Below are 13,370 nucleotides of genomic sequence, written 5' to 3' on the forward strand. Positions count from 1 at the left end.
AGCAGCGAGCCGCTGCCCGCCGAGACCTGCCACGCGACGGTCGCGGCCACGCCCGCAGCCGCCACCCAGAGGCGCGCGGGCCACCGCGGCAGCAGGCCCGCCACGGCGGGCAGCAGCGGCAGCAGGCCGATCGCCGCCAGCGCCGGGCCGGCGGCCGGGAGCAGGGTGAGCCGCCCGAGGCGGGCGCCGCTCAGCACGCCGAGCACGGCCAGCAGGCCGAGCACGATCCCGGCGCCGGGGGCCTCGAGCCCCACGATCACGCCGCCCGCGACGGCCGCCAGCAGCGCGGCCGCCACCGGCCTCCAGGCGAACAGCAGCGCCGACGCCGCCACGGTCAGCGCCGCGACCGGCGGGGCGCTCCACTCCACGGGGCCGGCGGCCTCCAGCCGGGCGGCGCCCGTCGCGAGGGCGACGGCCGCCAGCCCGGCGCCACCGGCCGCGCTGAGCGCCGCCGCAGGGCCCTGGCGCCGCGCCGGCGGGCGGCGCGCACGCCGCCGCGCACCCCGGCCAGGGCGTCGGCCAGGTCGGCGGCCGGCGGGCGGCCGGCCGGGTCGGACCGCAGGCCCGCGTCCACCGCCCGGCACAGCTCGGCCGGCAGGTCCGGGCGGGCCCGGCCGAGCGGCGGCACCGCGCCGAGCGCCGCCCGCCGCGCGGTCTCGGCGGGCGACGGCGCGGCCACCGGGTTGCGGCCGGTGAGTCCCTCGTAGAGCACGAGGCAGGCCGCGTAGACGTCCGCCCCCGGGCCGACCGGCTCGCCGCGCGCCTGCTCGGGCGCCATGTAGGCCATCGTCCCCACCACGTCGCCGGTCATCGTGAGCCCGGCCTCGCCCGACAGGCGGGCGACGCCGAAGTCCGACAGGCGGGCGCGCCCGTCGGGCCCCACGAGGATGTTCGCGGGCTTCACGTCGCGATGGATCACCCCGCGCGCGTGCGCGTGCGCGAGCGCGTCGAGCGTCTCCTCGGCCAGGCGCACCACGGTGCCGTCGCCGGGCGGCGGATCGCCGCGCAGCAGCTGGGCGAGCGACGGGCCGTCGACCAGCTCCCACACCAGGTAGAGGCAGCGGCTGTCCTCGCCCCAGTCGAGCAGGGGGACGATCCGGGGGTGGTCCAGGCGGCTGGCGGCGCGCACCTCGGCGCGCACCCGCGGCGCCAGCCCCAGCTCGGCGGGGACCACCTTGACGGCCACCTCGTCGCCGGTCACGAGGTCGCGGGCGCGGTGCACGACCGAGGTCGCGCCGCGCCCCAGGGCCGGCCCGAGGACGTAGCGGCCGAGCGCCCGCTGCGATGCGGTGTCGAGGCTCACAGCGGACCATCTTCCACGACCCGGCCCGCCATCCTTGGCCGCCCGGGTGCGGCGGGTGTCGTCCGTCACCGCCGGTGGGGCCCCGCGGCTGGTAGCATCGGCGGACCCTGATGGGCAGGAGTGCCCGGGCGAGTGGTGGAATTGGTAGACACGCTAGGTTCAGGGTCTAGTGCTCGTACGAGCTTGGGGGTTCGAGTCCCCCCTCGCCCACTTCCACCCCGCAGCTCCCACCCGGTGCGGATCCCCCTCATCCGACTCCCCTCCCCCATCTGACACTTGGCCGAGTTCGACGACGAGCGGCCCGACTTCGACGCGGCGTTCCGCGACGACCCGGACGAGGCCGCGGGCACGCGCCGGAGGGCCGCCCGGCCGGGCCGGCGCAGGCGGCGCGGCGCCGACGAGCCGGGCGAGGGCGCGACCGGCGAGGTGCCGCGCTCGCGTCTGCGCGAGGGGCGCGGCGGGTCGCGGGGCGCGGCCGGCGCGGCGCGGCGGCGGCTCGCGCGGCGGGCGGCCGGGCGGCGGCGGGGGCGTGGCCGTGCTCCAGCAGCCGCGGGCGCGGCTGCTGCTCATGGCGGTCTTCGCGATCATCCTGGTGGTGGTGATCGCGCTGGTGGTGAAGGACTGCCGCCGCGACCAGCTGGTCGACTCGTACACCGGCTACATCAACGACGTGGCCCAGATCCAGACCGCGTCGGCCGAGCAGGGCGCCGCGCTGCGCCAGGTGCTCGCCAACCCGCGCGGCGACAAGCCGCCGCAGCTGCGCCAGAAGATCGCCGCGATCGCCGAGGACGCCCGCGGCCTGGTGGAGCGGGCGGAGGACCTCGACCCGCCGGGCGCCCTGTCCAGCCCGCAGCGTTCGTTCGTGCTGGCGCTCGAGTACCGGGTGACCGGGCTGTCGACGCTCGCGCAGAACCTGCCCGCGCTGCTGCAATCGACCGACACGCAGCGCAAGGCGGCCGGGATCGCCGGGGTGATGGAGATCTTCCTGGCGAGCGACGTGCTCTACAAGACGTCGTTCCAGGGCCCCGCCCGCACCGCGCTGGAGGACGACGACATCACGGGCGTCGAGGTGCCGGCGCTGCAGCCCTTCCTGCCCAACACGACGCTCGTCTCGGCCAGCTCCGAGGACGGCGCCCGCTCGCTGATCCCCGACCTGCAGCGGCGCACGGCGGCGCGCGGCGGCGGCGGCGGCGAGGACGCCGAGGCCGGCACCCTGCGCGGCACCTCCCTCGAGTCCGTGCTCGTCCTGCCCTCGGAGGACCGGCTCTCGCCCGACACCGCCACGACCGTGCAGTCGACGGACCTGCTGAAGTGGCGGGTGACCGTGAAGAACTCCGGCGACTTCGACGAGAGCAACGTGGTCGTGCGCGCCTCCTTCTCCTACCCGGACAGCCCCAACGACGTGGACACGAAGGAGGTCGCGATCGAGTCGATCGCCTCCGGCGAGACGGCCACGGTCGACGTGCCCGGGCCCGGCACGGAGGCGGTCATCTTCGGCGACCAGGGGACGCTCGTGATCGAGGTGGTGCCGGTGACCGGCGAGACCCGGGTGGACAACAACACGGTCGAGTACCCGGTCAAGATCACCATCTGATGGAGGTCGGGGTCTGGGTCGCCGTCGCCGCGGGTGTCCCCGGCCTGATCGCCCTCGGGGCGTGCGTCGCGCTGTGGGTGGTCCTGCGCCGGCTGCGCGCGGCCCAGCAGGTGCTCCTGCCCGACGGGTCCACCGCCGGGCTGGTCGACCGCCAGGCCACGCTCCAGCGGGCGATGGGCCGGCTGGAGGAGGGGCTGCGCGACCTGCAGAGCCTGGTGGAGCGCCAGGGCGAGGTCACCGAGCGCAGCCTCCGCACCGCCCTGCGCTTCCAGGGCATGGTGCGCTACGACGCCTACCGCGACATGGGCGGCAGCCAGTCGTGGTCGATCGCCCTCATCGACGGCAACCAGAGCGGCGCGGTGGTGACCTCGCTGCACGCCCGCGACCACGCGCGGGTCTACCTCAAGGAGCTCGTCGAGGGGCAGCCGAGCCAGCGCCTGTCGCCGGAGGAGGAGCGCGCCGTGGGCCTCGCCCTGGGCGGCCCGCCGCGGCCGCCGCGCCCCGAGCCCGAGCCGCAGCCCGAGGCGCCGGCGGCGCCGGCGCCGGCGGCCGCGTCGCCGCCGGCGCAGCGGGCCGCCGGGGCGGACGCGGACGGGGACGGGGAGGGCGACCGGCAGCCGACGGGGGAGATCGCGCCCGGGCCCGAGCCGCCCGGCGGGCAACGCGCGTGAGGGTCGGCTACCTGGGGCCGCCCGGGACCTTCTGCGAGGAGGCCCTGCTGGCGCTGCTCGGCCACGAGGAGGCGCTCGACGAGGTCCCCTTCCCGACGGTCGTCGACTGCTTCCGGGCGGTGCGCGAGGGCGAGGTGCCCGCCGCGCTGGTCCCGATCGAGAACACGATCGAGGGCTCGGTCACCCAGACCCTCGACCAGCTCGCGGCCAACAGCGGCATCCGCATCCTGGGCGAGGTGGTCCTGCCGGTGCGGCACAACCTGCTCGCGAAGGGGCCGATCGACCCGCGGTCGATCGAGCGCGTGCTCTCCCACCCGCACGCCACCGCCCAGTGCCAGGACTGGCTGCGCCAGCACGCGCCCGGTGCGACCGTGGTGGCGAGCAACTCCACCGCCGAGGCGGCCCGCATCGTGGGCGCCGGCGACGGCGGCCCGGTGGCCGCCATCGGCACGCTGCGCGCCGCCGACCTGTACGGCTGCACCGTCATCGCGGCGGACATCGCCGAGGCCGACCACAACTCCACCCGCTTCGTCCTGATCGGCACCGCGGACCGGCCCTCCGAGCCCGCCGTCGGCCCGGGGCGCTTCCGCACCTCGATCATCTGCGCCCTCGACCGCGACCGCCCCGGCGCGCTGCTGGCCATCCTCCAGGAGTTCGCCATGCGGGCGGTCAACCTGAGCCGCCTCGAGAGCCGGCCCACCAAGACGGGCCTCGGCCGCTACATCTTCTTCATCGACATCGAGGGCAGCCGCGACCGCGACCTGCCGGTCGACGCGGCCATCACCGCGATCGAGCAGCAGGGTGTCGCCCGCGTCACATATCTGGGCGCCTACCGCGCCGGCGGCGAGCCCCGCTAAGATCCGCCCGGGCTCGGGGTGAGAGGCGGAGCCCGATGTTGTCGGTGTGGTCCCTCGCCCCGCGAGCGTCTGAGGAGCCGATGGCGCAACAGGTCCTCGTCCTGAACGCGACCTACGAGCCCATCAACGTATGCTCGCTCCAGCGCGCCGTCGTCCTCGTGCTGAAGAACAAGGCCGAGGTCCTCGAGAAGGCCGCCCGCTCGATCCGCTCGGCCGCGGCGACCCACGTCCACCCGCTGGTCATCCGGCTCGTCTACTTCGTGCGCGTGCCGCGCCACGAGTCGCGCCGCATCTCCCGCCGCGCCGTCTTCGCCCGCGACGGCTACGAGTGCCAGTACTGCGGCGTCGGCACCCACCTGACGCTCGACCACGTCATCCCCCGCTCGCGCGGCGGCCGCTCCTCCTGGGAGAACGTGGTCACCTCGTGCGCCCCCTGCAACCTGCGCAAGGGCAACCGCCTGCCGGCCGAGATCGGGATGCACCCCCGCACGAAGCCGCGCCCCCCGCGCCCCGACGTCTTCATCTCCGTCGCCGCCCCCCGGCAGCCCAACGCCTGGCTGCCGTACCTCTCGCGCGGGGGGTCTATCCTGGCCGCTGCGCCCTCGTAGCTCAGTGGATAGAGCACAGGTTTCCTAAACCTGGTGTCGGAGGTTCGATTCCTCCCGGGGGCATGCGGCGTCCACCCGGTTCGTCTCCGGCCAAGTGGACAGGCGGCACGCAGCCCGACGAGCCCCGTGAACCGGGATCTGGGCGCCACGACGGGGCGGCGGTGGCCGTGGGAGCGCGGGCGCGGCGCCCGGCCTGCTCACGGGCCTCCTCGGGCGCCGGCACCGCCCTGATCCCGAGTCGCTGGTAGCGGCCGGTCAGAACGCTGACGCGGACGCAGACGCGCAGGCACCCGACCAGGAAGCGAGGCGGTCCCGCGCAGCTGATGGACGGCGATGCGGCGGCGCGTGACCCGGTCCCCTGACCGAGACCGGCGCGAGGGCGTGGGCTCGCGCGCCTGCGCGAGCGCACCATGCCGGCACCCACCACGCCGTTCATCGGCTCGGGCGCTCGCCGGATTCCAGCTCGGCCGCGAGCCGCTCGGCATCGTAGGCGCCGACGTGGCGCCGGCCGGCGACGAAGAAGGTCGGGGTGCCGCGCGCGCCGCTGGCCTCGGCGCCCGCGACGTCTTCGCGCACGTGCGCCGCGAGCGCCTCGTCGTCGAGGTCGCGCGCGAAGCGCTCCACGTCGAGGCCCAACTCGGCCGCATAGCCGAGCAGGTCCTCGACCTCGAGCTCGTCCTGGTGGGCGAAGAGGAGGTCGTGCATCTCCCAGAAGCGCCCCTGGGCGCCGGCCGCCTCGGCCGCGCGGGCGGAGAGCTCGGCGTGCGGGTGCACGTCGGGCAGCGGCAGGTGGCGGAAGACGTAGCGCAGCCGGTCGCCGAAGCGCTCCTCGAGCTCGCTCACCACGCCGGTCGCGCGACCGCAAAAGGAGCACTCGTAGTCGCCGTACTCGACGAGGGTGAGCGGCGCGTCGGCCGGGCCGCGGATGTGGTCGCGAGCCGGGTCGACCGCCTCGGCCAGCAGCACCGGCAGGCCCGCCGTGCGCTCGCCGCGCAGGACGGCCGCGAGCCGGAAGATCACCCATCCCAGCAGGGTCGCGAACCCGCCGGCCAGGAGCACGCCGACGGTGGCCTCGTCGCGCAGGGCCCGATCGTCGAAGGCCAGGCCGACGATCAGCAGCGACACCGTGAAGCCGATGCCCGACAGCGCCGCGCCGCCGAGCACCTGCCCCTCGCCGACCCCCTGCGGCAGGCGCCCGAGCCCGAGCCGCACGGCCCCGAGGGCCCCGGCGCCGATCCCGACCAGCTTGCCCGCCACGAGCCCGATGACGATCGCCCACGTCACCGGAGAGGCCAGCGCGTCGCCGAGCACGCCGCCGCGCAGGTCGACGCCCGCGTTGGCGAGGGCGAACACCGGCACGACCACGTAGCTGGTGACCGGGTGGAGGTCGACCTGGAGGCGCTCGTTGGCGGAGACGGCGCGCTGCAGCCCGCGCTTCGCGGCCAGGCCCACCTCTGGCAGGGGCGACTGGCGGAACGCCCGAAAGCGCGCCGCCGCCGCCTCGACCTGCCGCCGCGCGGGCGGTCGGGCGGCGATCAGGAGGCCCGCCGCCATCCCGGCGATGGACGGGTGAAGGCCCGACTCGAGCGTCGCGATCCAGAGCGCGACCCCGACGAGGCCGTACAGCGGCGTCCGCCACTCGCCGCGGCGGCTGAGCCAGGCGAGCGCCACCAGGCAGGCGGCCGCGACGAGCATCGCCGCCGCGTCGAGGGCGTCCGAGTAGGCGACGCCGATCACCGCCACGGCCACCGCGTCGTCGAACACGGTCAGCGTGAGCAGGAAGATGCGCAGCTGGGTCGGCGACTCCGGGCCGATCAGCGCCAGCGCGCCGAGCAGGAAGGCGGTGTCGGTGCCGATCACGATGGCCCAGCCGGCGGTCGCGTCGCCCGACGGCGCGATCAGGAGGTAGAGCAGCGTCGGCACCACCATGCCGCCGGCGGCCGCCACGGCCGGCACCACGATGCTCCGACGCTTCGTCAGCTCGCCCACCGACAGCTCGCGCCGGACCTCCAGGCCGATGGTGAAGAAGAAGAGCGCCATGAGGCCGTCGTTGACCCAGTGGCGCAGGTCGAGATCGATCTCGCCGTCGCCCACCGCGACCACCGCGCGGGCCTCCCAGAGCGACTCGTACGAGCCCGACAGGGGGGAGTTGGCCCACGCCAGGGCGATCGCCGTCGCCACGAGCAGCATCCCGGCGCTGCCCGCCTCGGTGACGATGAACCGGCGGAGGGGCGAGGCGACCTGCGCCATCAGCACGCGCCGGGATGCGCGCGTCTGGCCCGCGTCTCGCCTCGTGCCCGCCCGGCTCACCGGAGCGACTGTATCCGGCGCATCGACGGGAGGGGTCCGCCGCCTGGGGGTTTCCCGACGGCGTCAGCGCTGGCCGCGCAGAGCGGGGTCGACCGCGTCGACCACGTCTCGGTGGCGCCGGATGCACGGGGTCGCGACCGGGCATGTCGGGATCATCGTCGCGCCCCGCTCCCGCGCCGCTGGCGATGGCCTGTCCGACCCTCCGACCGCCGTGACCCCGCCCCTCGTGATCCGGGAGGACTTCGGTGTGCGCGAGGGTGACGCCGGGTCCCGCGGGCCGGCACCCGAGGTTCCTGCTGACGCCCATGCCGCTGCCAATGCATGCGCGGTGATGCCGTCCCGCGCCGGCGGGCCCACGGGGCCGGGTGGGCATCGCGACAACCGGCGAGTCGACGGGCGAGGGGCCGGCCGGCGGGCTGACGTCAGCGGCTCGCCGTGGTGGGCGCGCAGCCGGCGGCGGCCTGCCGCACCATCCGTTCGGGTGGCCACATCGCGGTACCGCGGTGCGACGGTGGGGGCGACCGCCATCGCCTCGGAGACCCTGACGTGCCAGCCCGCCTCCTGTCGCTCATCCTCGCGCTCGTCGCGCTCACGGTCCTGCCCGGTGGGGCGGCGGCTGCCGGATCGACCATCTTCACCGCCGGGATCCCGGCCGGAGCACAGCCGAACGACATCGTCGCGGGGCCGGACGGCCACCTGTGGTTCACGGCGCCCGGCGCCGACGGCATCGGGCGGATCACGCCGGGCGGGTCCGTGACGATGTTCACCGACGGCATCGGCGCCGGCGCGGAGCCCGCCGCGATCTCCGCCGGGCCGGACGGCAGCCTCTGGTTCACCGAGGACGGGGCGGAGCGCATCGGGCGCATCACGACCGCCGGGGTCGTCACCGAGTTCCCGCTGGGCGTCCTCGCGTACGACATCGCCGCCGGGCCAGACGGCCGGCTCTGGTTCACCGCGCCGGAGGCCGGGCTCGTCGGGCGGATCTCGACCTCGGGCGACGTCACGCTCGTGCGCGAGGGGATCAGCGCCGACGCGGCGCCGCTGCACATCGCGGCGGCTCCGGACGGCGGCGTCTGGTTCACGGACTATGCCGGGGACCGGGTCGGCCGGATCGGTCCGGGGGACGAGGTGACCGAGTTCCCGGTGCCGGGCGCGGGGCCGCTGGGCCTCGCCGCGGGGCCCGACGGCAACACCTGGTTCGCCGCGTACGACGGGCACGCCGCCGGGCGGATCACCCCCGCCGGCACGACGGATCTCTTCCCGTTCGCCCCCGGCGGACGGGCGCGGGGCGTCATCGCGGGGCCCGACGGGCGCCTGTGGTACCTGTTCGGTGGCACCTGGCCCCACCGCGTCGGCACCGACGGGCGCGAGGCCGCGCACATCCACCTGATCGGCGAGCACCTCGACCACCCGATCACCGCGCTGGCGGTGGCGCGCGACGGCACCGTCTGGGGGACCTCCCCGCACGACAACGGGATCATCCGCATCGTCCCCGACCCGCCGCCCGCACCGCCCACGGTCGTGTCCCGCCCCGTGCTGACCCGCCCCGCCCCGCCGGCGCTCCGGCTCGCCGAACCGACCGCCGTCGGGACGACGACCGCCACCCTGAACGCGATCGTCGACTCGCACGGGGCCCCGACGAGCATCGACATCCTCCTCGACTGGGCGACCAGGACGATGCGGTACGCCATGACCGTCCCGGCGGGCGCCACCGCCCCCGTGGCGGTCGATCGGACCCTCACCCGGCTGCAGCCGGGCAGGACCTATGACTACAGCCTGGTCGCGCGGAGCGCGGGCGGCAGCGCCGTCGTGCACGGGACGTTCACCACGGTGGCCGTGCCGGCGATCTCCGGTCTCCGGGTCACGCCGCGCAGCCTCCGTCCCGGCCAGCGGGCCCGGATCGCCTTCCGCGCCGCGACGGCGGGCGTCACGCGCTTCGCCCTCCAGCGCGTGAGCCTCGGCCGGCGGAGCGGCGGTCGCTGCGTCGCGTCCGCGACGGCGCGCGCACGGGCGGGCGCGCCGCCGTGCGTTCGCGCTGCGAGGCGGCTCGGCACGATCTCCCGCCGCGTGCCGGCGGGCGTGGCCGCCGTCCGGTTCGGCGCGGCCCTGCGCGGGCGGCCCCTCAGGCCGGGGACCTACCGTCTCGTCGCGTCGCTCCGCACGCCGGCCGGCGGCGTCGCGACCGCGCTGTTCACCGTCGGCAGGCGGTAGTCGCCGGCGGTCGGGCGGCCCGGACCCGGGACCCGGGCCGCCGCGCTACGACTCGCAGGCGATGCCGTCGCCGTCGCCGTCGAAGCGGTGGGGGTCGGATCCGACGGAGCGGAACCGTCGCGCCGGGACGTCGCCGCAGTCCAGGTCCGGCGGCGCCGGCGGGATGCAGGCGCCCGTGTAGCCCGGGTCGCACCGGCCGCGTCCCGGTGACGATCCGGCGGGCGCCTGCGTCGCCGGCCGCCGCTCCGTGCGGCCGTTGCACGGCGGGCCCCACAGCCCCCGGCCGGCGGCCCTGGCCCGGCGCTCCGCCGCCGCGAACGCCGCGGCGTAGGGGTGGGGCGACGATCGGTCGTGGACGTAGTCGCGGGCGTGCCCCGTCGTGACCATCGCGTGGTTGACCGACCGCGGCCCGCCGGCGCCGCCGCGGTAGACGAACCCGAGGAACCGCCCGTAGCGGTCGCGCACGCCCTGGGCCGGGTCGCTCTCGAGGCGCACGGACGCCCCCCGGGGCAGCAGGCGGGCGAGGCGCCGCGAGGCCTCGGGCCCGAAGCACTCGAGGCCCCGCTGCGGATGCTTCGTCTCGGGCGTGTCGATCCCGATCAGCCGGACCGTGTCCTGGAAGCCGCGCACGCGCACCCGGACGGTGTCGCCGTCGATCACCCGCTCGACGGTCGCGCGCAGGACGACCACGCCGCGCCGGCGTGCGGCGGCGGCGATGGCCCGCGATCCCTCGGCCGGCCGGACGGCGGTCGTCGCGGCGTGGCCGTCCCTTGCGGGAAGCGCCACGCCGCCGCCGCGCTCGCCGCCGGCCGAGCACCCGGCGGCGAGGGCGGCCGTCGCGCAGAGCACGGCGGCGGCCCCGATCGTCGCTGTCCGGCTCATGCGCCCACGCCCCTCCGTCCCGCCCGGCCGCCGTCGCGGCGATCCGCCCGGGCCCACGGTACGGGCGGCGCGGCCGGTGCGCGCCCGCCGACGGGCTGGTGCGACGGGTGACGTTCGTCGAGGCTGTGCCCGACGACCCAGGAGGAGCCCCATGCGGCGAGCGGTCCGGCGCGCGGGCCTCGCGGCCGGCGTCCTCGCGCCGCCGGTCGTCGTGGCGACCCTCGTCCCGCTGACCATCGCCTCGCGCGGCTTCCTCGGCGAGGCGGGGTGGTCGGCGGTCGCGCGCCGCGACGTCATGTGGCCGAGCATCCTGGCCGTCGGCCCGCACGGCTGGGCGATGGCGGTGCTCTTCCCGCTCTGCGGCGCGGCTGCCGTCGCGTTCGCGGCCGCGCTGCGCCCGCTGCTGCCCACGCGGACGGCCCGCGCGGCGACCGGGTGCATCGCCCTGGCCGGGGTGGCGCTCGCGCTGCTGGCGTTCGAGACGGACGTCGGCGACGACGTCGATCCCACCTGGCACGGGGTGATCCACGACCTGGCGTACCCGCCGGTTCCGCTTGCGTCGATCGCCGCCGCCGCGCTGCTGGCGGCCGGGCTGCGGGGCGGCGCAGCCTGGCGGGGCGTCGCGCGCCTGTCGGCGGCCGCCGCGGCGGCGTTCGCGGCGGCCTTCGCGCTGACCGCCGTCGGCCCGATCGCGCAGGTCGCACGCTACGCGCTGTTCGGCGCGCTCCTGGCGTGGTTCGAGGCCCTCGCCCTTGCCGCGGTCGCCCGCGACCGGCGGTCGCGGAGGGATCCGCTTGCAGGCGCGTGAGGCGCCGGGGGAGGATCGCCCCGATGGGCGGTGCCGCACCCACCCGTCCCGTCCGCGTGCCGACCGCGCTCGGGACGATCGCGCTGGAGCTGCCGCAGGGCGCCGAGCTGGTGCCCGACCCGGGGGCGGCCGACGGCGCGTTGCTGATGTGGGCGCCGGACCCGTCGCTCGGCGGCTTCTCGCTGAGCCACGGGGCGGCCGCGGGGCGCCGGGCGGACGACCTGCTCGCGCTCGAGCGGGGCTTCGCGCGAACCGTGGACGTGGCGGGGGAGGGGGACGACGAGCTGCGCCTGATCGTCGAGACGCCCGGCTCGCGCGACCTCGTGGAGGGCCTGGACGGCCGGCTGACCGGGTCGTCGCAGGAGCCCCGGCGGGAGCGGGTGCGCTTCCGTTTCTGGGAGCAGGGCGACCAGGCCGTGCGGGTGGGGTACCGGCTCGACGAGCGCGCGCCCGCCGCGCTCGGCGACGCGTTCGATCGGGCGACGGACAGCGCGCGGCTGGAGCCGTCGTGAGGGCGCGCAGGACGCCGGCGGACGAGGGGCGCGCGCCCGCGCCGGCGCAGCCGGGCCGGGATGAGCCGACGCGGCAGGGCCGCCTGCTGGCCCTGCAATCGCACGCCGGCAACGCGGCGGTGGGCCGTCTGTTGCAGCGCCACGAGGAGGACGACGCCGCGACTGCGGTCGCCGGTCCCGACGCCGGCCCCGCGGCCGCCCCGCCCGCCGGAGCCGCCGCCGGGGACGTCGCCGCCGCCGAGGCGATCGCGACCGAGACCGTCACCCGCATCGACCGGGCGATCGACGCGATGGCGGCGACGACGGGCAACGCGACGGCCCGCAACACCGCGGGCCTGCTGCGCGGGAGCGCGCCCCGCGTGCGGTTCACGCCCATGACCCCGCGCAGCGACTCGGAGGCGATCCGCGCGGCCCGCGGCCAGGCGGCGGGCTCGGTGGTCTACTTCTTCACCGGCACCACCCAGCCGCCGCTCGGTGCGGCGCCGGCCGCGCCGCCGCCCGGGACGCTCGAGAAGCGCCCCAGCGTGATGGGGACGATCCGGGGCGACAGCACCGTGGTGATCCGCGGGCAGGACCAGCGCGGCCGCTGGCAGAGCGAGGAGGACTTCAAGGGCGTCCTGATCCACGAGGCGAGCCACATCCTGCTGAAGGCCTACGGCGAGCACCCCGGCACGGTCACCGACGCCGCGAGCTTCGACCGCTACAAGGACGAGTTCCGCGCCTACTTCGTGGAGCAGTACGGGCCGTACGCCGGCGAGCGCGATCTCGACAAGCGGGCGCGCATGATCAAGCGCCACCTGATCGGCGACAGCCTCACCGACACCCGGGGCTACCCGCTGCTGCGCACCGCCTACTGGTCGAAGCCGGCGGGGGACCGGTTCCGCACCGACATCGACGGACACATGCGCCCGGACGGCTTCAACCTCACGAACTCGCCGCGACTCGACCGGTTCTTCGCGGCGCTGGAGCCCGCGGCCGCCGACCCGCTGAAGGTCGACGACGTGATGGCCGCCGTCAGCCGCCTGACCGCCGAGGAGCGGGTGGAGGCGCGCACCAGCCGGCTCATCCGCACGAGGGCGGACGCCTGCGGGGCCGATGCGGCCACCCGCATCTTCGCCGCGCTCGACGCGCCGACGCGGCGCGACTACACGGGCGAGCTCAACCCGTCCGGCAGCCCTCGCATCGCCCGCCTGTACGAGGAGATCGCCCGCACCGCCCCGCAGCGGATGCGCGACGCCTACGGCGCCCTGCAGGCCGGCGAGCGCGCCGGTTTGCAGTTCAACGCGGCGACGATGGTCTACGTCGACCACAACGTGCTCGACCCGCGCACCCGCGCGTGCGTCTACGCGATGCTCACCTCGCGCTCGGCGACGCAGTACACGGCGATGGACGACTTCCTCGAGACGTGCTTCCTCGCCCACGTCGGCTCCTACGGCGACCCTCCGGCGGGGCTGCCGGGCGAGATGCGCGCGGCCGCCAGGCGTCTCACCTTCGAGAGCCGGCTGGCGCTCTACCGCCTCGTCGAGGACGCCCGGAGGGAGTGGGTCGACCCGCTGCCCGCGCCGGTCAGCGGGCCGCTGCTGGCGATCCTGCGCGGCGACGCCGACCCGTAGG

11 protein-coding genes and 2 tRNA genes are annotated in these 13,370 nt (G+C 76.7%); 10 read left to right on the forward strand and 3 right to left on the reverse strand.

Features of this window, described 5'->3' with window-relative positions; all coding sequences use genetic code 11:
- Positions 1 to 334 precede the first annotated feature (334 nt).
- Positions 335 to 1,303, reverse strand: a complete 969-nt coding sequence (locus ITJ85_RS00870; RefSeq protein ID WP_217914470.1) for a serine/threonine-protein kinase — start codon at positions 1,301 to 1,303, stop codon at positions 335 to 337.
- Between the two features lie 126 nt (positions 1,304 to 1,429).
- Between ITJ85_RS00870 and ITJ85_RS00875 the strand changes: the two genes are divergently transcribed.
- The 6 genes from ITJ85_RS00875 (at position 1,430) to ITJ85_RS00900 (ending at position 5,096) form a co-directional block, all read left to right on the forward strand.
- Positions 1,430 to 1,513 (forward strand) — tRNA-Leu (locus ITJ85_RS00875).
- A 319-nt stretch (positions 1,514 to 1,832) separates the two neighbouring features.
- Positions 1,833 to 2,897 carry a DUF11 domain-containing protein gene (locus tag ITJ85_RS00880; RefSeq protein WP_217914471.1) on the forward strand — a complete coding sequence of 355 codons (1,065 nt, stop codon included), beginning with the start codon at positions 1,833 to 1,835 and terminating at the stop codon, positions 2,895 to 2,897.
- Positions 2,897 to 3,568, forward strand: a complete 672-nt coding sequence (locus tag ITJ85_RS00885; RefSeq protein WP_217914472.1) for a DUF4446 family protein — start codon at positions 2,897 to 2,899, stop codon at positions 3,566 to 3,568. The genes ITJ85_RS00880 and ITJ85_RS00885 overlap by 1 nt, the downstream gene beginning before the upstream one ends.
- Positions 3,565 to 4,425 carry a prephenate dehydratase gene (gene pheA, locus ITJ85_RS00890; RefSeq protein WP_217914473.1) on the forward strand — a complete coding sequence of 287 codons (861 nt, stop codon included), beginning with the start codon at positions 3,565 to 3,567 and terminating at the stop codon, positions 4,423 to 4,425. The genes ITJ85_RS00885 and pheA overlap by 4 nt, the downstream gene beginning before the upstream one ends.
- Positions 4,426 to 4,505: 80 nt before the next feature.
- Entirely contained in the window at positions 4,506 to 5,033 is a 528-nt protein-coding gene (locus ITJ85_RS00895) for an HNH endonuclease (RefSeq protein ID WP_217914474.1), read from the forward strand.
- A tRNA-Arg gene (locus ITJ85_RS00900) sits at positions 5,024 to 5,096 on the forward strand. Before ITJ85_RS00895 ends, ITJ85_RS00900 begins: the two co-directional genes overlap by 10 nt.
- A 369-nt stretch (positions 5,097 to 5,465) precedes the next feature.
- Here the strand turns inward: ITJ85_RS00900 and nhaA are convergent.
- Complete coding sequence (nhaA, locus tag ITJ85_RS00905) at positions 5,466 to 7,283, reverse strand: Na+/H+ antiporter NhaA (protein WP_343232982.1); 1,818 nt, start codon at positions 7,281 to 7,283, stop codon at positions 5,466 to 5,468.
- A gap of 606 nt (positions 7,284 to 7,889) precedes the next feature.
- Here nhaA and ITJ85_RS00910 point away from each other — a divergent pair.
- Complete coding sequence (locus ITJ85_RS00910; protein WP_217914476.1) at positions 7,890 to 9,554, forward strand: Vgb family protein; 1,665 nt, start codon at positions 7,890 to 7,892, stop codon at positions 9,552 to 9,554.
- Between the two features lie 45 nt (positions 9,555 to 9,599).
- On the opposite strand, the gene ITJ85_RS00915 is transcribed toward ITJ85_RS00910, so the two are convergent.
- Positions 9,600 to 10,436, reverse strand: a complete 837-nt coding sequence (locus ITJ85_RS00915; protein WP_217914477.1) for a thermonuclease family protein — start codon at positions 10,434 to 10,436, stop codon at positions 9,600 to 9,602.
- 151 nt (positions 10,437 to 10,587) lie between these two features.
- On the opposite strand from ITJ85_RS00915, the gene ITJ85_RS00920 reads away from it, so the two are divergent.
- From ITJ85_RS00920 to ITJ85_RS00930, 3 genes are read left to right on the forward strand one after another with little or no spacing between them, the layout of a single operon-like run.
- The gene (locus ITJ85_RS00920) at positions 10,588 to 11,244 is read left to right on the forward strand and encodes a DUF998 domain-containing protein (RefSeq protein ID WP_217914478.1); all 657 of its coding nucleotides are present in this window, start codon (positions 10,588 to 10,590) and stop codon (positions 11,242 to 11,244) included.
- 23 nt (positions 11,245 to 11,267) lie between these two features.
- Positions 11,268 to 11,756: a hypothetical protein gene (locus ITJ85_RS00925; protein ID WP_217914479.1), complete on the forward strand. Its 489-nt coding sequence runs from the start codon at positions 11,268 to 11,270 to the stop codon at positions 11,754 to 11,756.
- Positions 11,753 to 13,369, forward strand: a complete 1,617-nt coding sequence (locus tag ITJ85_RS00930; protein ID WP_217914480.1) for a hypothetical protein — start codon at positions 11,753 to 11,755, stop codon at positions 13,367 to 13,369. The genes ITJ85_RS00925 and ITJ85_RS00930 overlap by 4 nt, the downstream gene beginning before the upstream one ends.
- Position 13,370: the final 1 nt, after the last annotated feature.

The organism is Miltoncostaea marina (assembly GCF_018141525.1).
Lineage (GTDB): Bacteria > Actinomycetota > Thermoleophilia > Miltoncostaeales > Miltoncostaeaceae > Miltoncostaea > Miltoncostaea marina.